Origin of the sequence: Sphingobium sp. D43FB, assembly GCF_002312805.1 — a bacterium.
Lineage (GTDB): Bacteria > Pseudomonadota > Alphaproteobacteria > Sphingomonadales > Sphingomonadaceae > Sphingobium.
The window spans coordinates 25,944-48,955 of the sequence record NZ_NMUA01000011.1 but is presented as its reverse complement, the minus strand read 5'-3'; the positions used below and the strand labels follow the sequence as shown (position 1 = coordinate 48,955).

The 23,012-nt window shown below is 65.8% G+C and carries 19 protein-coding genes; 11 read left to right on the top strand and 8 right to left on the bottom strand.

Features of this window, described 5'->3' with window-relative positions; translation table 11 throughout:
• The first annotated feature begins 28 nt into the window (after positions 1-28).
• The 3 genes from SxD43FB_RS11285 to SxD43FB_RS11275 are packed head-to-tail and all read left to right on the top strand — an operon-like array spanning position 29 to position 6,755.
• A complete protein-coding gene (locus SxD43FB_RS11285; protein ID WP_096062338.1) occupies positions 29-3,388 on the top strand; it encodes a transglutaminase family protein in 3,360 nt (1,119 codons plus the stop codon).
• Positions 3,388-5,862, top strand: a complete 2,475-nt coding sequence (locus SxD43FB_RS11280; protein ID WP_096062264.1) for a circularly permuted type 2 ATP-grasp protein — start codon at positions 3,388-3,390, stop codon at positions 5,860-5,862. The genes SxD43FB_RS11285 and SxD43FB_RS11280 overlap by 1 nt, the downstream gene beginning before the upstream one ends.
• On the top strand, positions 5,859-6,755 hold the full coding sequence (locus SxD43FB_RS11275) for a transglutaminase family protein (RefSeq protein ID WP_096062263.1): 897 nt from the start codon (positions 5,859-5,861) through the stop codon (positions 6,753-6,755). The genes SxD43FB_RS11280 and SxD43FB_RS11275 overlap by 4 nt, the downstream gene beginning before the upstream one ends.
• A 13-nt stretch (positions 6,756-6,768) precedes the next feature.
• Here the strand turns inward: SxD43FB_RS11275 and SxD43FB_RS11270 are convergent, their stop codons facing one another.
• A complete protein-coding gene (locus SxD43FB_RS11270) occupies positions 6,769-8,142 on the bottom strand; it encodes a cytochrome P450 (protein WP_096062262.1) in 1,374 nt (457 codons plus the stop codon).
• Positions 8,139-9,275 carry a hypothetical protein gene (locus SxD43FB_RS11265; protein ID WP_096062261.1) on the bottom strand — a complete coding sequence of 379 codons (1,137 nt, stop codon included), beginning with the start codon at positions 9,273-9,275 and terminating at the stop codon, positions 8,139-8,141. The genes SxD43FB_RS11270 and SxD43FB_RS11265 overlap by 4 nt, the downstream gene beginning before the upstream one ends.
• 21 nt (positions 9,276-9,296) lie before the next feature.
• Here SxD43FB_RS11265 and SxD43FB_RS11260 point away from each other — a divergent pair, with 21 nt between their 5' ends.
• The 3 genes from SxD43FB_RS11260 to SxD43FB_RS24755 all read left to right on the top strand — a co-directional run bounded on the left by SxD43FB_RS11260 (position 9,297) and on the right by SxD43FB_RS24755 (position 11,780).
• Positions 9,297-9,590: a hypothetical protein gene (locus SxD43FB_RS11260; protein WP_096062260.1), complete on the top strand. Its 294-nt coding sequence runs from the start codon at positions 9,297-9,299 to the stop codon at positions 9,588-9,590.
• Positions 9,591-9,595: 5 nt separating this feature from the next.
• On the top strand, positions 9,596-10,423 hold the full coding sequence (kdsA, locus tag SxD43FB_RS11255) for a 3-deoxy-8-phosphooctulonate synthase (RefSeq protein WP_096062337.1): 828 nt from the start codon (positions 9,596-9,598) through the stop codon (positions 10,421-10,423).
• A 787-nt stretch (positions 10,424-11,210) separates the two neighbouring features.
• Positions 11,211-11,780 (top strand): hypothetical protein, encoded by a 570-nt coding sequence (locus SxD43FB_RS24755; protein WP_141249498.1) that lies wholly within the window; start codon positions 11,211-11,213, stop codon positions 11,778-11,780.
• Positions 11,781-12,165: 385 nt separating this feature from the next.
• Here the strand turns inward: SxD43FB_RS24755 and SxD43FB_RS11245 are convergent, their stop codons facing one another.
• Together SxD43FB_RS11245 and SxD43FB_RS11240 are read right to left on the bottom strand one after the other, a co-directional pair.
• Complete coding sequence (locus tag SxD43FB_RS11245; protein ID WP_037473737.1) at positions 12,166-12,537, bottom strand: hypothetical protein; 372 nt, start codon at positions 12,535-12,537, stop codon at positions 12,166-12,168.
• Positions 12,534-13,199: an EI24 domain-containing protein gene (locus SxD43FB_RS11240; protein WP_096062258.1), complete on the bottom strand. Its 666-nt coding sequence runs from the start codon at positions 13,197-13,199 to the stop codon at positions 12,534-12,536. The genes SxD43FB_RS11245 and SxD43FB_RS11240 overlap by 4 nt, the downstream gene beginning before the upstream one ends.
• A 138-nt stretch (positions 13,200-13,337) precedes the next feature.
• On the opposite strand from SxD43FB_RS11240, the gene SxD43FB_RS11235 reads away from it, so the two are divergent.
• Complete coding sequence (locus tag SxD43FB_RS11235) at positions 13,338-14,339, top strand: adenosine kinase (protein WP_096062257.1); 1,002 nt, start codon at positions 13,338-13,340, stop codon at positions 14,337-14,339.
• A gap of 39 nt (positions 14,340-14,378) precedes the next feature.
• Here the strand turns inward: SxD43FB_RS11235 and SxD43FB_RS11230 are convergent, their stop codons facing one another.
• From SxD43FB_RS11230 to tsaD, 3 genes are read right to left on the bottom strand one after another with little or no spacing between them, the layout of a single operon-like run.
• Entirely contained in the window at positions 14,379-15,905 is a 1,527-nt protein-coding gene (locus SxD43FB_RS11230) for a lipopolysaccharide biosynthesis protein (protein WP_096062256.1), read from the bottom strand.
• 21 nt (positions 15,906-15,926) lie between these two features.
• Positions 15,927-16,898: an NAD(P)H-dependent glycerol-3-phosphate dehydrogenase gene (locus SxD43FB_RS11225; protein WP_096062255.1), complete on the bottom strand. Its 972-nt coding sequence runs from the start codon at positions 16,896-16,898 to the stop codon at positions 15,927-15,929.
• Positions 16,895-17,929 carry a tRNA (adenosine(37)-N6)-threonylcarbamoyltransferase complex transferase subunit TsaD gene (tsaD, locus tag SxD43FB_RS11220; RefSeq protein ID WP_096062336.1) on the bottom strand — a complete coding sequence of 345 codons (1,035 nt, stop codon included), beginning with the start codon at positions 17,927-17,929 and terminating at the stop codon, positions 16,895-16,897. The genes SxD43FB_RS11225 and tsaD overlap by 4 nt, the downstream gene beginning before the upstream one ends.
• 44 nt (positions 17,930-17,973) lie before the next feature.
• Between tsaD and hemC the strand changes: the two genes are divergently transcribed.
• From hemC to SxD43FB_RS11200, 4 genes are all read left to right on the top strand, one after another.
• On the top strand, positions 17,974-18,900 hold the full coding sequence (gene hemC, locus SxD43FB_RS11215; RefSeq protein ID WP_096062254.1) for a hydroxymethylbilane synthase: 927 nt from the start codon (positions 17,974-17,976) through the stop codon (positions 18,898-18,900).
• 11 nt (positions 18,901-18,911) lie between these two features.
• A complete protein-coding gene (locus SxD43FB_RS11210) occupies positions 18,912-19,583 on the top strand; it encodes a uroporphyrinogen-III synthase (RefSeq protein ID WP_096062253.1) in 672 nt (223 codons plus the stop codon).
• Between the two features lie 28 nt (positions 19,584-19,611).
• Positions 19,612-20,481: an MICOS complex subunit MIC60 gene (locus SxD43FB_RS11205; RefSeq protein ID WP_255245687.1), complete on the top strand. Its 870-nt coding sequence runs from the start codon at positions 19,612-19,614 to the stop codon at positions 20,479-20,481.
• Positions 20,482-20,591: 110 nt separating this feature from the next.
• Positions 20,592-21,341, top strand: a complete 750-nt coding sequence (locus tag SxD43FB_RS11200) for an alpha/beta hydrolase (protein ID WP_096062251.1) — start codon at positions 20,592-20,594, stop codon at positions 21,339-21,341.
• A gap of 482 nt (positions 21,342-21,823) precedes the next feature.
• Here SxD43FB_RS11200 and SxD43FB_RS11195 read toward each other — a convergent pair whose 3' ends face one another.
• Positions 21,824-22,870 carry a histidine kinase dimerization/phosphoacceptor domain -containing protein gene (locus tag SxD43FB_RS11195; protein WP_096062250.1) on the bottom strand — a complete coding sequence of 349 codons (1,047 nt, stop codon included), beginning with the start codon at positions 22,868-22,870 and terminating at the stop codon, positions 21,824-21,826.
• Positions 22,871-23,012: the final 142 nt, after the last annotated feature.

Below are 23,012 nucleotides of genomic sequence, written 5' to 3'. Positions count from 1 at the left end.
CAGCAGGGGGTAGCGTTTGATCGCGACCATGCTCAAAGCCGCACTCCACCACCTCACCGCCTATCGTTACAATCGCCCGATCCGCCTGGGGCCACAGGTCATCCGCCTGCGCCCGGCGCCGCATAGCCGGACCAAAGTCCCCAATTATGCGCTGAAGATCGAACCGGCGAACCATTTCCTGAACTGGCAGCAGGACCCGCACGGCAACTGGCTGGCGCGCGTGGTGTTTCCCGATCCGGTCGATCATTTCCGCATCCAGGTCGATCTGCTCGCGGACCTCGACATCATCAATCCGTTCGATTTCTTCGTCGAGCCTTATGCGGAGACTTACCCCTTCGCCTATGACGACCAGCTGAAGACCGACCTCGCCGCCTATTTCGACATCGAACCGCAGGGGCCGATGTTCGACGCGATGGTGGCGCAATATGATGGTTTTCAAAGCCGGACGGTCGATTTCCTGGTCGAGGTGAACCGCCGCCTGCAACAACAGGTCGGCTATGTCATCCGCATGGAAGCGGGCGTGCAGACGCCCGAAGAGACGCTGGAAGTCGGCACCGGATCGTGCCGCGATTCGGCCTGGCTGCTGGTGCAATTGCTGCGCCGCCTGGGCTTTGCTGCGCGCTTCGTGTCGGGCTATTCGATCCAGCTGGTCGCCGATGTCGAGCCGATCGAGGGGCCAAAGGGGGTCACGCAGGATGTCGTCGACCTCCATGCCTGGGCGGAGGCCTATGTGCCCGGCGCAGGCTGGGTGGCGCTGGACGCCACCAGCGGCATGTTCGCGGGCGAGGGGCATATTCCGCTCTGCGCAACGCCGCACTACAAGTCCGCCGCGCCGATCAGCGGCATGGCCGAACCCGCCGAAGTCGATTTCGAGTTCGCGATGAACGTGTCGCGCATTGCCGAAGCGGTGCGGATCACCAAGCCCTTTACCGACAGCCGCTGGGATGCGGTGATGGCGCTCGGCGCACAAGTCGATGCCGACCTGATCGCGCAGGATGTGCGCCTGACCACAGGGGGCGAGCCGACCTTCGTGGCGGTCGATGGCGGCGATGCGGGCGAATGGAATGGCGACGCGGTCGGGCCGACCAAGGCGGCCTATGCCGACCGGCTGATCCGCAAGCTGCGCGCGACCTTCGCGCCCGGCGGTCTGCTGCATCATGGGCAGGGCAAATGGTATCCGGGCGAAAGCCTGCCGCGCTGGGCCTATGCGGTCTATTGGCGCAAGGATGGCACGCCGATCTGGCGCGACGAAAGCCTGATCGCGCCCGACGATGCGCCCGATGGTGCGCGCATGGTGACGCCCGCCGACGCCCGCGCATTCCTCAGCCATATGGCCGGGAATATGGGCTTTACCGACGAATATACCCATGCGGTCTATGAAGATCCGGCAGTCTGGGCGGTCAAGGAAGCCGACCTGCCGATCAATGCCAGCCCCGATGATCCCAAGATCAGCGACCCCGAAGCGCGCGCGCGGATGGTCAAGACGTTCGAGCGTGGCCTGGACCAGCCGGTCGGCTATGTGCTGCCGGTGCAGCGCTGGCAGTCTCAGGTGGCAAAGCCGCGCTGGCAGAGCGAAATCTGGCAGTTGCGGCGCGGCAAGCTGTTCGCGGTGCCGGGCGATTCGGCGCTGGGCTATCGCCTGCCACTGGGATCGCTGCCCTATGTGCCGCCCTCCGATTACCCCTATATCCACCCCCGCGACACCAGCGATCCGCGCGAGCCGCTGCCCGATTTCCGCACCCAGATCGTCGAACAGGCGAGCGTCGAGGAAGTGCGCGCGCAACAGTCGCAGCGCGTGGCCGGTCCCGAAGGCGGCATGGCCGCGCAGGAACGGGTCGAGCAGGTCATCATCGAAGGCGCGGTGCGGACCGCCGTGACGGTCGAACCGCGCGGCCATTATCTCTCGGTCTTCCTGCCGCCGGTACAGGCGCTGGAAGATTATCTGGAGCTGATCGCCGAGGTCGAAGCCGCCGCCGAAGCGCTGCGCATCCCCGTGCGGATCGAGGGCTATTCGCCGCCGCCAGACCCGCGCATCGACGTGCTGAAGGCGACGCCCGACCCCGGCGTGATCGAAGTCAATGTCCAGCCCGCCGCCAGTTGGGACGAGACGGTTCACATCACCCAGCAAGTCTATGACCATGCCCGCGAATGTCAGCTGACCGCCGACAAATTCATGGTCGATGGTCGATCGGTCGGCACCGGCGGGGGCAATCATATCGTGCTGGGCGGGCCGACGCTGGGCGACTCGCCCTTCATCCGGCGGCCTGATCTGCTCAAGAGCTTCGTCCTCTATTGGCAGCGCCATCCTTCGCTCTCCTATCTCTTCTCCGGCCTCTGCATCGGCCCGACGAGCCAGGCGCCGCGCATCGACGAGGCGCGGCATGACGGCCTCTATGAGCTGGAGATCGCGCTGGCGCAGGTGCCCAACCCGTTTGCGGGTGAGGGCGCAGCGCCGCCCCCCTGGCTGGTCGATCGGCTGTTCCGCAACCTGCTGGTCGATGTGACGGGCAATACCCATCGCACCGAAATCTGCATCGACAAGATGTTCTCGCCCGATGGTCCCACCGGGCGGCTTGGCCTGCTGGAGTTTCGCGGGTTCGAAATGCCGCCCGAAGCGCGCATGAGCCTGGCGCAGCAATTGCTGCTCCGCGCGCTGACCGCCTGGTTCTGGCGGCAGCCGCAGCAGGGCCATCTGGTGCGCTGGGGCACGACGCTGCATGACCGTTTCATGCTGCCCCATTTCGTCTGGGCCGATTTTCTGGAGATCCTCTCCGACCTGCGCGGCGCGGGCTATGATTTCGACCCCAACTGGTTCGAAGCGCAGCGCCAGTTCCGCTTCCCGGTCCATGGCACGGTCGATGCGGGCGGCGTCGGCCTGGAAATCGCCCATGCGCTCGAACCCTGGAACGTGCTGGGCGAAACCGGGGCGATCGGCGGCACGGTGCGCTATGTCGACTCATCGACCGAACGGTTGCAGGTCCGCGCCACCGGCTTGGTCGCCGGGCGGCATATCGTCGCGTGCAACGGGCGGCAGGTGCCGATGACCGCCACCGGCGTTCCGGGCGAAGCGGTGGGCGGCGTCCGCTACAAGGCATGGGCACCGGCCAATTGCCTCCACCCCCATCTGCCCGCCAATGCGCCGCTGACCTTCGACGTGCTGGATAGCTGGAGCGGCCGGTCGCTGGGCGGCTGCGTCTATCATGTCGCGCATCCGGGCGGCCGCAATTACGACACGCTGCCGATCAACGGCTATGAGGCCGAAGCGCGGCGCAAGGCGCGGTTCCAGGATTATGGCCACACCCCAGGCCAAGTCGACATGCCCGCCGCCGAAACGGCCAGCGAATTTCCGATGACGCTGGACCTGCGCTTCAAACAACCGGGGCTGTGATGGCCGCCGACGCCGCGGCCCCGCCCGGCGCGGCGGGGGGATGGGCCGATGCCTATCTCGCCGCCGCACCGGCGGGGGATTTGTTCGCCGACGCCGCGCCCGCCATGGCCCCGCGCTGGCGGACGATGCTGCAACGGCTGTCGGCGCAGGCGCAGGGCGACCCAGCGACGCTGGCCGACCATGTCGGGCGGCAGGCGATCGACCTGGGCATGGCGTTCCGTCTGACCGGCGACGAACAGGAGCGCGCTTGGCCGCTGGGGCCAGTGCCGCTGCTGATCGGCGCGGGCGAATGGGCGCATATCGAACGCGGCCTCGCCCAGCGCGCCGACCTGCTCGAACGGGTCATCGCCGACATTTATTCCACCCAGTCGCTGGTCAGGGACGGCAATCTGCCCGCCAGCATCGTGACTGGCAGCGCCCATTATTGGCGCGTCATGAACGGCGCGCCGCCGCCGCAGGGGCACCAGCTCCATTTCTACGCCGCCGATATCGGCCGCGGCCCGGCGGGCGAATGGCGCGTCCTGTCGGATCGGGTGCGGACCCCGGTGGGGGTGGGCTATGCGCTGGAAAACCGGCTGGCTTTGTCACGCGCCACGGGCGATCTGCTGGGCGCGATGAATACCCGGCGGCTTGCGCCCTTTTTCGACGAATTGCGCCGGGGGCTGGCCGCCGATTGCGCCCGGTCCGACCCGCGCATCGGCCTGCTGACGCCCGGCCGCTTCAACCAGAGCTATGCCGAACAGGCGCATCTCGCCCGCTATCTTGGCCTGTTGCTGGTCGAGGGCGAGGATCTGATCGTCACTGACGGGCAATTATTCGTCCGCACCATCCAGGGCTTGAAGCGGATCGACGGCCTGTGGCGCTGGCTGGACAGCCGCTTCCTCGACCCACTCGCCTTCGACAGCAAGTCACGCATCGGCGTGCCCGACCTTTACGATGCCTGCGCGCGCGGCGGCCTGATGGTCAGCAACTGGCCGGGCGCGGGCGTGATCGAATCGCGCGCCTTCGCCGCCTTCCTGCCGCAACTGGCGCGGGCTGTGTTGGGCGAGGAACTGATCCTGCCCAATATCGCGACCTGGTGGTGCGGCCAGGCCAAGGAATGCGCCCATGTGCGCGACCGGCTGGACGAACTGGTGGTCGGTTCCGCCTTTGATCAGACGGTCGCGGGCCTGCCCGACGCGCATTTCGCTCCCGGATCGGCTCTGGACAAGGATCAACGCGCCGCCCTGCTGGACGCCATGGCGCGGCGGCCGATGGACTATGTCGGGCAGGAAGTGGTGAAATTATCGACCACCCCCGCCATCGTCGATGGGCAATTGACCCCGCTGCCCTTCACCCTGCGCGTGTTCGTGGCGCGCGATGCACTCGGCCAATGGCGTGTGATGCCGGGCGCCTTCGCACGCCTTGCGGGCCATGGCGACATTCGCGCCGCGCTGATGGGCCGGGGCGACATGTCCGCCGACATGTGCGTCATCGACAGCCAGCCCGTGCCGCCCGACACGCTGCTCGGCTCCGGCGGCGCGCCCGCGATCCGGCGGGTGGGGGGGATGCTGCCGGCCAAGGCGGCGGACAATCTCTTCTGGCTGGGCCGCTATATCGAGCGCACCGAAATGACGCTGCGGCTGATCCGCGCGATCGTCGGCGGATCGATCGAGGCGGATATCGGCCCCTCGCTTGCTTCGCCCACCATGGCGCGGCTGGTCGGGCAACTGGCGCTATGGGGCGCAATCCCCAGCAGTCGCGGCGCGGTCGGCCCGCTCTGCGCCATCGCGCTGGGCGACGCCAACCAGAGCGGCAGCGTGCGGACCTTGATGGGCCGGGTGGCCAATATCGGCGAGGGGCTGCGCGATCGACTGGCGAGCGACGTGTGGCGGCTGGTGCGCCTGCCGCTGCCCCGCTTCGACGGCGCGGTGACCGAGACGCTGCTCGACGCCACATCCCGCATGATCGAGCGGATTTCTGCGCTGTCGGGGCTGGCGGCGGAGAATATGGCGCGCACCGAAGCCTGGCGCTTCCATGATATGGGCCGCCGGATGGAGCGCGCGATCAATGGCTGTCGCCTCGTCAGCCTGTTCGGCGGCGACGGCGCCAGCGCCGACGATTTGACCGTGCTGCTGGATTTGCAGGACAGCCAGATCAGCTATCGCACCCGCTATCTGACCGGCCCGGCGCTGCCGCCGGTGCGCGATCTCGTCGCGCTGGAGCCGCATAATCCGCGCGCGATCGTCTATCAGGCGGCACGGCTGGCGGAGCATATCGCCGCGCTGCCCACGCTGCGCGCCGACGGCATGCCCGAAGAGCCGCTACGCCGCGCCGATGCGCTGGCGGCGCGGCTCGCGCCGCTGACCGGCGACATGCTGACCATGGCCGATATCGCCGATGTGGAGAACCGGCTGCTCGGCCTCTCCGACGCGATCGGCCAGCGCTATTTCCTGCAGGTCCGCAAGACCGAGACGATGGACCTGCTGTCATGATCTACCATGTCCGGCACCGCACCATCCTGCGCTATGCCAGCCCGATGCGGCTGGCCCGCTTCAACCTGCGGCTGCGGCCCGCGCCGTGGCCGGGCCAATGGACATCCGACTATGCGCTGGAGGTCGATCCGCTGCCATCGGCGATCGATTCGCGCCCCGGCGCCTGGCCGGTCCATGTCGCCCGGCTGGTGATCGAAAGCCCGATCCGCCAGCTCACGATCGAAAGCCGCTTCCGCATCGGCGTGCAGGGCGGCGCGATCGTGCCGCAGGCGGATGATCCCAGCATCGGCGCAGTGGCACAGGCGGCGCTGGCCGAACGCGACATGGGACCAGCGGCACCCGCCCATTATCTCTATGCCTCGGTGCGCGCGCCGCTCTTGCCGGACATCGGCGCCTGGGTCGGCGATGGCCTGTCCCCCGACCGGCCGATCGTCGCTGCAGCGCTTGACCTGGCGCAGCGCATCCGCGCCGAATTTCGGTATGAACCGGGCAGTACCGACGCGGCGACACCCGTCGCCGATGCCTTTGCCGCGCGCCATGGCGTGTGCCAGGATTTCGCCCATGTCATGGTGGTGGCGCTGCGCCTCGCCGGGCTGCCGGCCGCCTATGTCAGCGGCTATCTGCGCACCTATCCGCCGCCCGGCAAGCCGCGCCTGATCGGGGCGGATGCGATGCATGCCTGGGTCATGCTGTGGTGCGGGCGAACGCGCGGCTGGATCGGCTTTGACCCGACCAATGGCGTCATCACCGGCGATGGGCATCTCTTCGTCGCCATGGGCCGCGACTATGCCGACGTCGCGCCGATGGACGGGCTGTTCGTCGGCGGCGGCGGGCAAAGCCTGCACCTAATGGTCGATGTCGTGCCCGAGGAGGAGATGGCGGGAGAGGCGTAACCCTCACCGCCCTTTAATCGCCCACAGGCCCAAACAACAACGGCATACCCGTTCTGGGCCGGATGGTCAGGCGGCTGATCGGTTCGGGCTTGAACCCCGGCGGCACGCTCAGGGCAAAGCGCCGCACGACCGCCGCGATCACCGTCATCACCTCCTGCTGGGCAAAGCCCGCGCCGACGCACACGCGCGGTCCCCGGCCGAACGGGAACCAGGCCTGTTTCACCATGTCGGCATTAGCGGGTTCATCGAAGCGATCGGGGTCGAAGGCATGGGGGCAGGCCCAATTATCCTTGTTCCGCTGCGTCAGCCAGGGCGCGACCACCAGCATCGATCCAGTCTCCAGATGCTTGTCGCGCATGTCCATGGGACAGGTGACTTCGCGCGGCAGGAAGGAGACGGGCGGATAGAGGCGCAGCGTCTCGCGGAAGATATTGCGCAGCTGCCCCATCTCCTTGAGCATCGCCGCGGTCAGCGGCGCATCACCCGCCACCGCGCTGATTTCCGCCCGCACCCGATCCTGAATATGGCGGCATTCGGCGAGCATATAAAGCGCCCAGGTCATGGTGCTGGCCGATGTTTCATGGCCCGCGAGGAAGATGGTCGACACCTGCTCCATCACCTGGTTGCAGGTGAAGGATTCCCCGGTGTCGGGATGTTTCGCCTCAATGAGCGACTGGAGAATGTCGCGATGCGGCGCTTCCCCGCGTGCATGCCAGCCCTCATAGCGCGCCTCCACGATCGGGCGGAACACGTCATGGATGGCGCGCGCCGGGCCTTTCGAGCGCGTTTCGAACCAACCGGCGGGGATGCCGTAGAGCCGCAGCATCGACGCGCTATGCGCCAGCCGCTGAAACTTGCCGAAGGCGGTGTGGATGATGTTCGATCGCGCCGCGTCCAGCGCCTGCGAAAACAGCGTGCGAAAGATGATGTCGGCCGCGACATGCGTCATCATCGGATCGATATCGACCGGCTGGCCCCGGTCGGCCGCCTCAAGCCGCGCCAGCAGATCGTCGGCCGCCGCCACCATCAGCGGCATGGTCCGCCCCAGCGCGGTATGGGCAAAGGCGGGATTGACCATCGCCCGCTGGCTTTCCCAATCTGTGCCATTGGCGGAAAAGACGCTGTTGCCTATCAGGGGATCGAGATTGCGGACCAGTTCGCTATGCTTGGGGAATGCGGTGCCGCCGCGCAAGATCTGGTCCACCAGGCGCAGTTCATTGGCGATATACATGGTCCGGCCGGGCAGGCGGATCTCGCCCATCTTCATCGTATAGCTTTTGTCGAACAGCACATGGATCCAGCTATGCCAGCCGCGCAGGAACCGCTTGATCAGCCCCCGCTTGGTGCGGGGCGGCTGCGGATACGGGGGCGTAAAAAGATCGGTCAAGGAATCGTCCTGAAAGCGGCGACAGCTTCGTCCACGGTGCGCGGGCCAGCGGTCAAGCTGATGAAATCGAGCGGCGAAAGCCGGTCGCCCACGCGCAGATAGTCGAAATGCGCCTCATATTTGTTCGACCAGCCGCCATGATAATTGTCCGGCTGATAGAAGAGATGGAAGCGCGGCGATAGCATGTCCACCCGCGCGGCATATTGATCCGCGACAAGGCGCAGCGGATTGACGTTATAATAGGCCGCGCCATCGGGCGGCGAGGAAATATCGACATAGCGGAACGCCTTGTCCGCCAGCGCCGCCAGATCGTCATGATACCAGCGCGCGTCGCGGCGCAGGCCGATCACCGGCACCACCTGCCCCATACCCACCATGACGGCATGGTCGGGCATCGCCGCGCCGCCGCGCAAGGCAAACACCCGGCGCAATATGCTCATGCCCAATATGGTGCCCGCGCTATGCGTGACGATCTGCACTTCGTCCCAATCGCCGTCCAGTTCCGCTGCGATACGGACGGCAAACTGATCGAGCCGCGCGTCCAGCTCCGCGCCCGGACCATGGGCGGCCAGCGCGCCATGATAGGTCATGAACCGCAGCAGCCAGGGCACGACCAGCTTGGCCAGCAAGCGCCCCGACAGCAGCGCGCTGATGCCGATGCCGACGAGCGCACTGACCCACAAAGGCAACAGCAGCGACAGCAACAGCGCAGGCACCAGAGCCAGCAGCAAAGGGATCAGCATCGCGAACAGCGGCGGATAGAGGATGGTGATGACCGGCCCCGACCGCAGCTTGCGCATCCGCCCGAACTGCATGAAGCGCGCATGGCCGACATAGGCCCGCGCCGCCCGCATCGCCAGCGGCAGTGGATTGCGGATCCACACCTTCGCGATCAAATCTTCCCAGCGCAGATATTCATAATCGACCGCGACGCCCGCCTGTTCATTGGCAACGTCCCATTGCACCGACACCAGCGACCCGTCCGGCCCGGCCCGCCGCGCGCCGACGGTCACATCCTCCCCCGTCAGTCTATGATAGCGCGCCGCCTGTTCGCGGTAGAGCTGATGATAAAAACGCACGCCGCGCGGATCGAAACCGCCGAGGTAGAAGACTTTACGCTTGAACTTTTGCACTGACCCAGCCCTAATCGGGGCATGAGCACACCCGAACGCGACTATTGCTATTTCATAGACCATCGCAAATACAACCGAAACATCGGCTGTCGTCGCCATGACAATGCCTATGGCATTAATGGCGGCGGCAGCGAGCGGGACCGCTGGCGTGCCGACATGGCCTTTTACCGCCATATGAAGGGAGAGGGTGATCCGATGGCTTTGCCGTCCCTCATCGCCTGCCTCGCCTTTGGCTGGTTCTGCTGGAACTATCATCCGGGCAAGGGCCTGTGGCGCGGGCAATTGTTGCGCCGCTTCGCCAAAGCGCCCAAATGAGCGCCATGACCAGCCCAAACCATATCTCTGTCGGTTCCGTCACCTTCGGCAACGACCTGCCCTTCGTCCTCATTTCCGGCCCCTGTCAGATCGAAAGCCGCGACCATGCGCTGTTCATGGCCGATGCGCTGGCGCAGATCGCGCGGCAAGCGGGCGTGCCCTTCATCTTCAAAAGCAGTTTCGACAAGGCGAACCGGACATCCGTGTCAGGCCAGCGCGGCGTCGGCATCGACGCAGGCCTCGCCATCCTCGCGGAGGTCAAGGCGACGCTCGGCTGCCCGGTCCTGACCGACGTGCATGATGCGGGCCAGGTGGCGGCCGCCGCGCAGGCGGTCGACATCCTCCAAATCCCGGCGTTCCTCTGCCGCCAGACCGACCTGCTGCTCGCGGCCGGGCGGACGGGCGCGGTCATCAACGTCAAGAAGGGGCAGTTTATGGCCCCCTGGGACATGGCGGCGGTCGCGCAAAAGGTCGCCTCGACCGGCAATGACCGCATCCTGCTGACCGAGCGCGGCGCGAGTTTCGGCTACAACACTTTAGTCAGCGACATGCGCGCCCTGCCCGTCATGGGCGAGACCGGCTATCCGGTCGTGTTCGACGCCACCCATTCGGTGCAACAGCCCGGCGGCCTCGGCTCAGCATCCGGCGGCCAACGCGAATATGCGCCGCTGCTAGCCCGCAGCGCGATCGCGGCAGGCGTCGCGGCGATCTTTGCCGAAGCCCACCAAGACCCCGACAACGCCCCCTCCGACGGCCCGGTCATGCTCCCGCTGGACTGGGTCGCGCCCATGCTCGCGAAGCTGAAAGCGATCGACGAAGTGGTGAAGGGGTAAGGCCTAGACGCAACCTCGCCCTCTCCCGCCTTCGCGGGAGAGGCTACGAAGACTTGGCAGCCTGCTGCCTAGTCGCAGTCGGTGAGGGTCTTTCTGTCTTTCTGAGGACGCACCGGACCGGAAGCAAGACCCTCCCCCAACCTTCAAACGAGGCACGTGACTCGTTTGAACCCGTGAAGACGGGAGAGGGCTAAAAGCAGACAAAGCGCCACCCCGCCTTAAGCCTAAAATCCTCCCCTGGAAGGGGAGGGGGACCACGAAGTGGTGGAGGGGTGTCGCCCCCTCGATAGGGTAACACCCCTCCGTCAGAGCTACGCCCTGCCACCTCCCCTGCCAGGGGAGGATGACCAAAAGCGAGCAAAGTCGGTCTTTTGCTAGGCAGAATTAGCGCACCGAAAGCAGCCCTTCCGCATCACGCCCGGCCCTGCTAAATTCGCCTTGATGGGCTTAGGTATGATCATCTTCGTAATATGGGGTATGCTTGTCTTCTGGCTCGTCTGGAAACAGCGGATGGTGATTTGGACCGCAGCGTCGGTGCTACCCACCCTTGCTGTTGCCGCAGGATATTATGTCGACATTCAAAGCGGCACGGATGATGAATTTGGAACGCGCCCCCTCACGCAAATTCTATTTCTTGGAATGTGCTTTGTGATCGCGAGCAGCGGAATATTGAGCATGGTGCTCCCACGCCGAACTTAAGGTCGGCCGACGACCATTTTTTGCCATTGCAAATCGCGCACGCTCTCGCCGATTGTGGACATTGGTCAACACTATATGGCGTGCCAGCATGGACAAATTTTCCACCCCCGCTGCGTTAGTTATCGCCGGACTACTCTGCGCTTGCTCCGCCTCGACTCAACGAAAACTGGAAGGGCGTGTCTTCGACATCCCCAAGCTCCATAACATTTCAGACAGCGATGCACCGTTCTTTCTGCCAGCGCTTAATCCGCAGGATGGCTTTTCCTTCTACCTCAACCCGGAAGCGGCCCGGCCTGATCGAAACCTGATCGAGGTAGCGAGTAAGATGCGTATGTGTGCCCGCGCGGCTGGAACAGAAGCACGGATCAATTCGACCGTTTGCGCTGCTCTCTCAATGTCATGGCGAGGGCTGTCACTGCACAAGGTGAGTGACGGCGTTTTCTGGACTTATGATCTACCAACGGCGGCGGAGCAAAAATCGCCTGCGTCGCTGGCAAGTTGCTTCGTTTTGAGCGGAGACTCGCAGTCGGGACTGTGCACGGCCAGCCTGCCGTATGGCAACCTTGTTCTAACAATCCATTTTCGTGACGATCAGATAGCTTCTCTAGAGCCACTATATGATCAGTCGATCGCTAAGCTACGGCGTTGGGAGCGCTGAGAATGCACGGCAGCTTTCCGCGTTGCCGTGCCAGATAGCCGCCAGTCCGCTGTCCACCCCTTCCCGTCCTTCCAGAGCAAAGCCTATCCGAACGGGTGCCCCCCAAATCCTATTCCCCTTCCAATGTAGGATTTCCTCTGATTTATCGTGTCGGATGGACCCGCACGCCCTCCGCCCTAGCCACCCCCTGCCAATGCCCCCCAAATCGTCGCGCCACTGTGACCCATCTGGCGCGTCCCCGTCGCGTGGGCGGCGCGTTGCTGTGACCTTGCAGCGGCTTCGCTGTCGCGTCGGCGGTACGTCACCATGGCTATTGCGCCCACAACCCCAGCAAAACCCAGCCCTGCAACGGCGTGAACTTCAACCCTGTGACCCTGATCGCCGTTTATTTCGCCCGCAGCGCCGTCGCGCAGGCGGCCGGATCGACGTCCGATCCGGTCGGCGTTCGGGCGTCCACATGCGTCACCACCGGCTCTTTTCCCCGCGCGGGCGAATAAAGATAGGCGTCGAGCACGCAGCGGCCATTGGCGAATTGCAGTTTGCGCACCGTGGTTTCGCGAATGTCGAGCCGGGGCGTGCCGAACATCCGGGTCAGCGCGCCTGCATCCGAGCCCATCAACGGGCCTTGCTTGGCAAAGGCGCTGGCGGGGGGACCGGCGGGGGCGGGCGTGCCGATGCGCGGGACCACCGTGCCCGCGCCACAGGCGGCAAGCGGCAGCGACAGCAGCGCCGCCAGCGCGGGGCGCAGGGATGTCATGCGGATTTCCTTTGGCCATGCAGCATATGCACCGCCATAGCCGCGCTCCAGATCGGTGCAAGCAGGTTGACCAGCGGCACCAGGAAGGCGATCGCCGACAACAGCCCCATCAGCCAGCGGCTGCCCCGTCCGATCGGCGGCAGCGCGGGATGACGCGGTTCGACCATATCGGCCATGTCGCGCCCCAGCAGATAGGCGTTGAGCGCCAGGAACAGCCCGATCGTCCCCACCCCGGTCACCAGCAGCAGCAGATAGGCGGGCAGCGCCAGCAAATTCCACCCCAGCGTGCGGCGCACCGAGGCCAGCGCATAGCGTCCGCTGCGCCCCCAGCCCACTGGCCGCGCCATGGCGGCAGCAGCAGGATAGGATTGGCGCTCGACCGCTTCGACGATGTCGTCGGCGAACAGGCCCATCACCGCCATCGCCGTCGCCCGGAACAACAGCCAGCCAAGCGCCACCACCGCCAGCGCGGTCGCCGTCGCTTCGGCCAAACCCCCTCCACCCCAGCCATAATGGAGCCGTAGTGCATGAAAGCCCGCCCATATGCCCCCGCCCAGCGCCGCGAAGAGGAGCAGCGTCAGCGCCAGCGTCTTGAACAGCAGCCGCAATGCCGCGCCATGGAACAGAGAGGGGAAGGCGCGCAGCGCAGCGGTCAGGAACATGGGGCGACTATCCGCGCCCCGGCCATCGCCGTCAATCGCCCCCTCTCATCGCCGCCTCCATCAGCCCCGGTTGCACCGCACGGGCCGCGCCTATAGAGACGGCGGGATTTTCATTCTTCTCTGACCCAAGGAATTTGCGTGACCTCTCCCGCCCCCACATTGGATGTCGTCGCCATCGGCAACGCCATCGTCGACGTTCTGGCGCGCAGCGATGACGCCTTCCTCGCCGAACATGCGCTGACCAAGGGCGGCATGCAGCTGATCGACGCCGACATGGCGGAAAGCCTTTATGCCGACATGGGCCAGGCCAAGGAAATCAGCGGCGGATCGGCCGCCAACACGCTGGCGGGCCTTGCCGCGCTCGGCAAAAGCTGCGGTTTCATCGGTCAGGTCAATGACGATCAGCTGGGCGACGTGTTCGCGCATGACGTCCGCGCGCTCGGCATCCGGTTCGACACGCCCGCCGCCACCGGCGACATCCCGACCGCGCGCTGCCTGATCCTGGTAACGCCCGATGCGCAGCGGACGATGAACACCTTTCTGGGTGCCTCGCAATTCCTCCCCGAAGCCGCGCTCGACCTCGACCTCATCCGCTCGGCGGGCATCCTCTATCTCGAAGGCTATCTCTGGGATCCCGAACAGCCACGCGCCGCAATGCGCGCCGCGATCGACGCCGCACGCGGCGCGGGGCGCAAGGTCGCCTTCACCCTGTCCGACAATTTCGTGATCGACCGCCACCGCGCCGATTTCCTCGACCTGATCGACAATGGCCAGATCGACATCCTCTTCTCGAACGAGGGCGAAATCCAGTCGCTCGCCGCGGTCGAGGGCTTTGACAAGGCGCTGGCCCTGTTCGCGGACAAGGTGCCGGTGCTGGTCTCGACGCGCAGTGAAAAGGGCGCCGTCGCGATCGTCGATGGCGTCCGCTACGAAGCGCCCGCTGCGCCCGTGACGGAGATCATCGATACGACCGGCGCGGGCGACCTGTTCGCCGCAGGCTTCCTCGCCGCCCATATCGACGGGCGCGGGGTCGAGGATTGCCTGGCGCTGGGCGCCGCCGCCGCCGCAGAAGTCATCTCCCACTGGGGCGCCCGCCCCGAAGCCGATCTCGGCATCATCCGCGACAAGCTCTTCGCCTGACCGAACAGAAAAACGGAGGGGTATTGCCCCTCCGTCCGTTCAATCCACCTTTTTCTTCCGAAACAGCGCCCGGTCTTCGGAGCCAAAGCCCCAGCGCCAGATGACGAAGCCATAGGCCCCCAAAATCACCCAGATGCCGACCGCCAGCTCGACCCATTCTAGCCGTGGCGGCAGGGCAGTGACCGCGGCCCCCACCAAGCTGGCGACCGCCGCCGCGCTCAGCAGCGACCAGCGCCAGGCGTTGATCGGCGCACCCAGCAAGCGCGACAGCAACCGCGCCTTGACGAAGGCCCCGATGCCCAGCGACAGGCACAGCGCCAGCGCCGGTGCCGCCGCCAGCCACATCGGTGGCAATTCTATCGCGCGCGCGCCCAGGATCAGCGCGAAACTGAACGCCGCCTGGCACCCGATCATGCCCAGCGAGATCATCAGATTGCGGTGGCGGGCAATATAGACCAGCGCCGATTCGCTGACGACCGCCGTCGCCGCAATGACCTCCGCCAGCAGCAGAAAGCCCAGCGCCCCGGTGCCCGCGACGAAATTGGGACCGACCAGCCCCATCACCGCTTCGCCCGGAATGGCGAGCGCGAGCGCAATCCCCGCCTGCGCCGCGATGATCCAGAAACCCACCTGGCTCACCTGCCGCGCAATGCCGACCAGATTGTTCTCGGCCAGGTTGCGGGTGATCACCGGCCCAAGGATCGGATCGAAACTGGTCTTGAGCTTTTGCGGCAGCGAGGCGACTTGCTGCGCGACATAATAGACGCCGATCACCGCCGGGCTGACGAACAGGCCCAATATCGCCATGTCCAGTCGCCGCGACCCCCATTCGACGCCATCGGCGGCCGCCAGCGGCAGGTTGCGCCGGGCCATCCGCCACAGTCGCGGAAAATTGGGTCGCCAGCCCGTCGGCAAGCCATAATGGCGCACCATCGGGATGAGCGAGGCGATCAACGCCGCAGTCATCGCCATGGCATAAGCCATGATCAGGCCGTCCCGCCGGGAGTAGAAGGAAAAGGCAAAGACCGCGATGCTGATCGTCCAGGGTTCGATGATCGCCCGCGCCCGCACCGTCGCGCCGACATCGAACCGATAGGCGCAGGCCGCCAGCGCCACGTCGGACCCGGCAACCGCGATGACGATCAGCGCCAGCAGTCGGTCGAGGCCGTTGATGCCGCTATTGGGAAACATCGCCTGCGGAAAGACGAGCAATAGCGCCGCCCCTAGCAGCGACGCGGTCAGCGTCAGCACCATCGCATCGGTCACGACATGATTATGCGGCCGTTCGGTCTGGCTGAGCGCGCCCGCCAGCCCGCGCTTCAGCCCCAGCGTGGCGAGCTGCGCGACGAATTCCACCACCAGCACCGCATAGGCGAAGCGGCCCAGCGCTTCGGCACCATAGACGCGCCCGGCGATGAACAGGAAGGGCAGCCGCGCCGCGAGGCGCAGCAGGAAGCCGAAAATATTGGTCCGCCCGCCCTTGGCCAGGGCGGCGATATCATCCTGATCGCTCTGCGCGACGGCAGCGGGCGATAGGGACGGACCCGTGGGATTATCTGTAGACAAATGAATGCTGCGGCGCGGCGGCTATTCGGGACGCAACGGACGCGCGAGCAGCGCGTCGATGACCTGAGCGAGCGGCACGGCGTCGGCCAGCAGCGCGCACACCGCATCCACCACCGGCATTTCGACCCCTGCCGCGTGCGCCGCGGCGCGCAACACTGGCGCGGTGAACGCGCCTTCGGCCACGGTGCGGCGGTTGGCGAGCAGGTCGGCGGCGGCCTGTCCCTCGCCCAGCCCCTTGCCCAGCGAAAAGTTACGCGAATTGGTGGAGGAGCAGGTGAGGACGAGATCGCCCAGTCCCGACAGCCCGCCCAGCGTCTCCGCGCGCGCGCCGCGCGCCAGGCCAAAGCGCGTCATTTCGGCAAAACCGCGACTGATGAGCGCCGCCCGCGCATTGAGGCCCAGCCCCGCGCCCTCGGCCACGCCACAGGCGATCGCCAGCACATTCTTGACCGCGCCGCCAATCTCCGCGCCGATCACATCGTCGGACAGATAGGGGCGGAAGGCAGGCCGGGCGATCCGCGCCGCCAGCCGTTCGCCCAGCGCCCGGTCCTCGCAGGCCAGCGTAATCGCGGTCGGTAAGCCGCGCGCCACTTCATGCGCAAAGGTCGGGCCGGACAGGACGGCGATGGGCGACCGGGGCTGCGCCTGTTGCGCGACTTCCGACATCAGCAGGCTGGTGCCCGCCTCGATCCCCTTGGAACAGAGCAGCAGCGGGACGCCTGCGGGTGCCTGCGCCACGACGCTGCGCAGATGCTGGGCGGGGCTGACCACCAGCAACAGATCGCAATCGGCCATATCCGCCATCGCGCCGGTCGCGGCGATCGAGGGCGAGAGCGGGATGCCCGGCAGATAGAGCGGATTTTCCTGCGACCCATTGACCGCGTCGACCACCTCGGCCTCCAGCGCCCATAGCCGCACCGCCTGTCCATCGGCGGCCAGCAATTGCGCCAGCGCCGTGCCCCAGGCACCCGCTCCGATGACCCCCGCCTTCATGCTTTCACTCCCGCTCCGCGCGCCTTTTCCGCCGCCGGGTCGAGCGGCCAGCGCGGCCGGGCGGGGAAGGTCAGATCATCGACCAGCCCCACCGCATAGCGCTCTGCCCCGGCCCAGGCGATCATTGCCGCATTGTCGGTGCAAAGCCAGAGCGGTGGCGCGACGAAGGGCAGGTCATGCTCCACCGCCAGCGCTTCGAGCGCGCCGCGAATCGCCTGGTTGGCGGCGACGCCCCCGGCGACGACCAGCGCCGTCACGCTTTCGCCTGTCCCCAACGCGCGGCGGGTGCGGTCGATCAGGCAGTCGATCACCGCCTGCTGAAAGCTCGCGGCGATGTCCTGCGTCGAATAATGCCCGGACTGGACCGCGCGCATCACTGCGCTTTTAAGACCTGCGAAGGAAAAATGCGGCTCGGCGGTGCCGACCAGCGGGCGGGGCAGCGGCACCACCTTGGCATTGCCCTGCGCCGCTGCCTTTTCGACCAGCGGCCCGCCGGGATAGCCCAGCCCCAGCAGCTTGGCGGTCTTGTCGAACGCCTCGCCGGCCGCATCGTCGATCGTCGTCGCCAGCCGCGCATAATCGCCCGGCCCGCGCACGAGCAAAATCTGGCAATGGCCGCCCGATACCAGCAGCAGCATATAGGGAAATTGCAGCGTCGGATCGGCGAGGCGCGGCGACAGCGCATGACCTTCCAGATGGTTGACCGCGATCAGGGGCTTGCCCGCCGCATGGGCTAATGCCTTGCCGGTAACCAGCCCCACCATCACCCCGCCGATCAACCCCGGTCCGGCAGTCGCGGCGATCACATCGACATCGGCCAAGGTCATTTCCGCATCCGCCAGCGCCGCCGCGATCAGGGGCGTCAACGCCTCAACATGCGCGCGCGCCGCGATTTCGGGTACGACGCCGCCATAGGGGCGATGCGCCTCCTCCTGTGTCGCCAGGCGATGGGCCAATATCCGCCCGTCGGCCGTCACCAGCGCCGCTGCGGTTTCATCGCAGCTCGATTCCAGGCCAAGGATGATTGTCATTGCCGCTTCCATCTAAAGCCCGTGGTCATTAGAGCAAGCCGCATATGTATTTGTCCGATCGACCGTTGCGCCTTGGCACCAGAGGCTCCCCGCTTGCGCTGGCCCAGGCGCACATGACCGCCCATGCGCTTATCACCGCCCATGGCTGGGGGGAGGATGCGATCGAGATCGTCACCGTCCAGACCAGCGGCGACCGGATCCAGGACCGAGCGCTCGCCGATATCGGCGGCAAGGCGCTGTGGACCAAGGAACTGGAACGCGCGTTGGTCGCGCAGGAGATCGACTTCGCCGTCCACAGCATGAAGGATGTCGAAACCATCCGCCCCGCCATCTTCCAGATCGCCGCGATGCTGCCGCGCGCCGATGTGCGGGACAAGCTGGTGGGGGTGGACAGTTTCGACGCGCTGCCCGCCAATCCGGTCGTCGGCACCAGTTCGCCGCGCCGCGCCGCGCAGGTCATGCGGCTGCGTCCCGACGCCACCATCACCCTGTTCCGCGGCAATGTCGCCACCCGCCTCGCCAAGCTGGCGGCGGGGGAGGTCCATGCCACGCTGCTGGCGGCGGCGGGCCTTGACCGGCTCGACCAGAGCGATATCGGCGTGACCATCCCGATCGACACCATGTTGCCCGCCCCGTCGCAGGGCGCGGTCGGGATCGAGGCACTGGCCGACAATGCGCCGCTGCATGACGCGCTGGCGGTGATCAGCGACATCGACACGACCGATGCCGTCGCGGCCGAACGTGCGGTGTTGAAGGCGCTGGGTGGCACCTGCCATTCGCCGATCGCGGCGCTGGCGGTGGTGGATGGTGACGGGCTATATCTGCGCGCCGAGATCATCAGCCCCGATGGGCAGGAAACGGTGGCCCAGGAAACATGGCTGGCGCGCGGCGACGATGTTGTGGCGCAAGCGGTCGGCCGCGCTTTGCTGGAGCAGGCCAGCCCGGCGCTGCGGGCCTTGTTCGAGGGGTGAGGGTTCGAGGGGTGAGGCGGCTCATCATCCTGCGCCCCGAACCGGCGGCGGGCAGGACGGCGGACAAGGCCGCGCGCCTGGGCTTCGACGTGCTGCGCCATCCGCTGTTCGCGCCCTTGCCGCTCGACTGGGTATCGCCCCCCGCCGAGGGATTCGACGCGCTGCTGCTGACCAGCGCCAATACGGTGCGGCTGGCCGGACCGCGACTGGCCGCGTATCGCGCGCTCCCGACCTATGCGGTCGGCGCGGCGACGGCGGCGGCGTTGCAGGAAGCAGGCTTTGTCGCCGTGACCTGTGGCGAGGGCGACGCCAGCGCCATTGCCGCCCGGATTGAGGCGGATGGTCATCGCGCCGTCCTCCATCTGGCGGGCACCACGGTCGCGCCGATGGACGCCGGGCCGCTGCGCCTCACCCGGATCGCGGTGTATACGATGGCCAGCCTGCCGCCCGACCCGACGCTGCTGCGCGATGCCACCCCCGGCGCCATCCTGCTCGTCCATTCGCCGCGCGTGGGCGAGCGACTGGCCGAACGCATTCCGCTCGACCAGCGGAGCGCGCTGCATATCGTGGCGATCAGCCACGCCGCGCTGGCCGCCTGCGGCAGCGGCTGGGCCAGCCTTTCCGCGCCGCACAAGCCGGTCGATGACGACATGCTGGCCCTCGCCCTTTCTTTGTGCGAATGACGGGACGATGACAGGCGAAAGGGTCAGCATGCACGACGCGGACGGCGATAGGAGTATCCCCGTAACCCCGCCCCCTGCCCGTCGGCGCAGCACCCTGCCGCTGGTGACATTGATGCTGCTCGCCTTTGCGATCGGTGTCGCGCTCACCATCTGGGCCTGGCCGCAGATTCAAAAACGCTGGAACGGCCAATCGGTCCAGCCCGTCGCCGTCATGCCACAGGTCGGCGCTCCGTCCCCGACCGTCGCGCCCGGTGCCCTGACCGCCAGCAGCGCGCAATTGCTCGACGCCCGCGTGGCCGCGCTTGATCAACGGCTCACCCGCATCACGGTCGAGGCGCAGGCCGCATCGGGCAATGCCGCGCGCGCCGAAGGGCTGCTGATCGCCTTTGCCGCGCGCCGCGCGCTCGATAATGGCGGGCCGCTCGGCTATATCGAGGCGCAGTTGCGCTCCCGTTTCGGCCAGGCCCAGCCGCGCGCCGTCGCCACCATCATCAACGCGGCACGCGAGCCAGTGACGCTGGCTGATTTGCGCGTTGGCCTCACCGACCTTAGCGATCGATTGACCACGCCGCCGGTGGAAAGCGACTGGTGGGACGCCATCGCCCATGAAGCGCGCGAACTGGTGACGATTCGCAGGGCATCCACCCCCTCCCCCCGGCCCCAGGCTGCGCTGGAGCGGGCCGTGCGCTATCTCGACGGCGGGCGGGTGAGCGCGGCGCTGGCCGAAGTGGAGCGGATGCCCGGCCGTGCCGCCGCCGATCGCTGGCTGCAATTTGCGCGCCGTTATCTCGAAGCGCGGCGCGCGCTGGACCTCATCGAAACCGCCGCGATCCTGGAACCGCGCCCTTTGCAGGCCGTTGATCCCGCGCCTGTCACCCCGGTCATTCCAACGCCCTGAACCATAACAGCGACGAACCGTTCGTCTCATAAGACGAAACCAATAGACGCGCGCAGTGTTTGTCACGATAACGTCATCTTTGCCCGAATGGGCCTGGGATTCTTGTTCTCGTGCCACCTTACGCTCAAACCGTCAGCAGTTTTTGGAAAGATCGTTTCGCATCGGGGCCAGCCGCGCCGGTGCGTCCTTCCTTGTCACATCTGCTCGGCAACCTGTCGCTTCCCCGCGACCTTGCCCGGACCCAGGCGCAGGCCGATGTGCTGGCGCAGCAGATCAAGGGTGATGGCCGTTCCATATTGCTGATCCCCGGCTTGCTTGCGTCCGAACGGCGGATGGACGCCATGCGGCAGATTTTGACCGCAGCGGGCTATGCCGCGCATGACTGGGCGATGGGCCGCAATTATGGGCCGAAACCCGATAGCCTCGACCAGATCGACCGCCGCGTCGATGCCATTCGGCGTGCAGGCGGCGGGCCGGTGACGCTCGTGGGCTGGAGCCTCGGCGGGCTGTACGCGCGCGAATATGCGAAATATGCGACGCACAAGGTCGGCGGCGTGGTGACGCTGGGCACGCCTTTTTCCGGCGACCCGCGCGCCAATCATGCCTGGCGGCTCTATCAGCTCGTATCGGGCTTCCCGGTCGATAAACCGCCTTTCCCCTGCACCCGCGAAGTCAAGCCGCCGGTGCCCACGGTTGCATTGTGGTCGCAGCGCGACGGCGTGATCCTGCCCGAATGCGCCAAAGGCCGCAGCGGCGAACGCGACAAGGCGATCGAGGTCGACTGCACCCATATGGGCTTCGCCGCCGCGCCCGAAGGTATATTGGGCGTCGCCAAGGCGCTGGAGTCGATGCGCGCATAAGGCGTCCAGACGTCGCGGCGCGACGACAGGGTCACAGGGCGCAAGTTCACACCATTACAGGATACGCTTTTCCGGCTCTTTTTGCGGGAATAGTGGCGGGCAAGTGCTGCCGACGCACCGGCCACGCCCCAACGACGCGCCTGTAAAGTCACGGCGACGCACCACCGACGCGACGGGGACGCGACAGGTGGGTCACAAGGATGTGAGGGGTTGGCGATTGCCCGCTGGGGCGCGCGGGCGCGAAGGGTGTACTGGTCCATCGACAAGGATAGACCAGAGGAAATCCTACATTGGAAGAGGAATAGGATGTGGGGGGCCGTCTCCATCCAGTGCCGCAACCCGATCCCTGCGACCTGCCCAGAACCGGCTTGATTCGAGGGCTATGAAGTCTTGCCCCTCTCTAAGATATCGAACGCTTGAGCTGAGAGGCGCGGGGTCAAACCCGGCCCGTCGACAAGGGAATGTCCCGCCTTGGCCTGGGTTCAGGCCGCCTTTGCGGGTGGCGAAAGTTCAGCGCTTTTCTTATTGTGAATGACGGAAATTATGAGTCCGGGCTCCCCGTCCTGAATGTCGATCTTGGCTCCCAATTGATCGGCGAGCGCTTCGACAATACTTGTTCCAAGTCCTGATTTCGCGTCACCCAATGTATCGACTGTGCCGATGCCGTCGTCGCTGACGGACAGATTCCAGTCGGAATCCTCGGAATGATAATCGACTTCGATCTTCCCCTGCCGGTCTCCTGGGAAAGCGTGCTTGAGGGCATTGATGACGAGTTCAGTGACGATCAGGCCAAGGCTCACGGAAATATCCGCACTCACCCGGCTTTCATCGACGGTGACACCCAGCGACAGCCTTTTATGATCGTGGATCATCGAAGCGCCAAGGCTCTGGCAAAGTTGGGTAAAGTAGCTGCGCAATTCTACCTCCCCAATGCGCGAGGCCGTGAGCTGTTGCTGAACGGTCGCAATCGACATGACACGGTTGTGGGCATCGGTCAGATGGCCGCGTGTTTCCTCGGATTGCACCTGACGCGCGCTTTGCATCAGGACACTCGCGATGATCTGGAGGCTGTTGGCGACGCGATGCTGGATCTCTTGCAGCAATATGGCTTTTTCGCGCAGCAGATCGTCTTTGAGTTTCTCACTGATCCGTGCCTCCGTGACATCGGTGATGGTCAACAGAAGGAGGGTTTGATCGGCACTGCCATAATCGAGCTTGCGGGCGTTCAACACGAGACGGCGCGGGGTGCCCGATCCGAAATCCATCTCATAAGCCTCGATCCGCGCATAACCGCCAAGGGTCGCATTCATGAGCGATCGAAGCTGCGGCACGTCCCATTCGCCTGCCCCCAACTCAAAAAGGCTGTGTCCGGCGACATTTTCAGGCTTCAAAGGAAAGGCGAGATAGAATGACTCGCTGGCACCGATAACGCCCATTTCGCCATTCAACAGGAGGGCAGGTGCGTTGGAACAGGCAAGAAGAGCCAAGCCTAAATTCTGCGTCAGGTCGGGATAGTGGTCGGTCGTCATATCATTCCCATTGGGCCTGACCGGCAAGCTTGCGGAGGTGAAAGCTGATCCGGGGAGTGGCGCTTCTTCAGGAAACGCTTGTCGACTTGCGACACTCCTATCATGAATTCGCAACAAGCGTTGCGTATTTTTGAAATCGCTT

Coding starts and splice junctions, on each gene's coding strand:
- SxD43FB_RS11285 (WP_096062338.1), top strand. CDS start 29: ATGCTCAAAGCCGCACTCCACCACCTCACCGCCTATCGTTACAATCGC.
- SxD43FB_RS11280 (WP_096062264.1), top strand. CDS start 3,388: ATGGCCGCCGACGCCGCGGCCCCGCCCGGCGCGGCGGGGGGATGGGCC.
- SxD43FB_RS11275 (WP_096062263.1), top strand. CDS start 5,859: ATGATCTACCATGTCCGGCACCGCACCATCCTGCGCTATGCCAGCCCG.
- SxD43FB_RS11260 (WP_096062260.1), top strand. CDS start 9,297: ATGAGCACACCCGAACGCGACTATTGCTATTTCATAGACCATCGCAAA.
- kdsA (WP_096062337.1), top strand. CDS start 9,596: ATGACCAGCCCAAACCATATCTCTGTCGGTTCCGTCACCTTCGGCAAC.
- SxD43FB_RS24755 (WP_141249498.1), top strand. CDS start 11,211: ATGGACAAATTTTCCACCCCCGCTGCGTTAGTTATCGCCGGACTACTC.
- SxD43FB_RS11245 (WP_037473737.1), bottom strand. CDS start 12,537: ATGACATCCCTGCGCCCCGCGCTGGCGGCGCTGCTGTCGCTGCCGCTT.
- SxD43FB_RS11240 (WP_096062258.1), bottom strand. CDS start 13,199: ATGTTCCTGACCGCTGCGCTGCGCGCCTTCCCCTCTCTGTTCCATGGC.
- SxD43FB_RS11225 (WP_096062255.1), bottom strand. CDS start 16,898: ATGAAGGCGGGGGTCATCGGAGCGGGTGCCTGGGGCACGGCGCTGGCG.
- tsaD (WP_096062336.1), bottom strand. CDS start 17,929: ATGACAATCATCCTTGGCCTGGAATCGAGCTGCGATGAAACCGCAGCG.
- hemC (WP_096062254.1), top strand. CDS start 17,974: ATGTATTTGTCCGATCGACCGTTGCGCCTTGGCACCAGAGGCTCCCCG.
- SxD43FB_RS11205 (WP_255245687.1), top strand. CDS start 19,612: ATGCACGACGCGGACGGCGATAGGAGTATCCCCGTAACCCCGCCCCCT.
- SxD43FB_RS11195 (WP_096062250.1), bottom strand. CDS start 22,870: ATGACGACCGACCACTATCCCGACCTGACGCAGAATTTAGGCTTGGCT.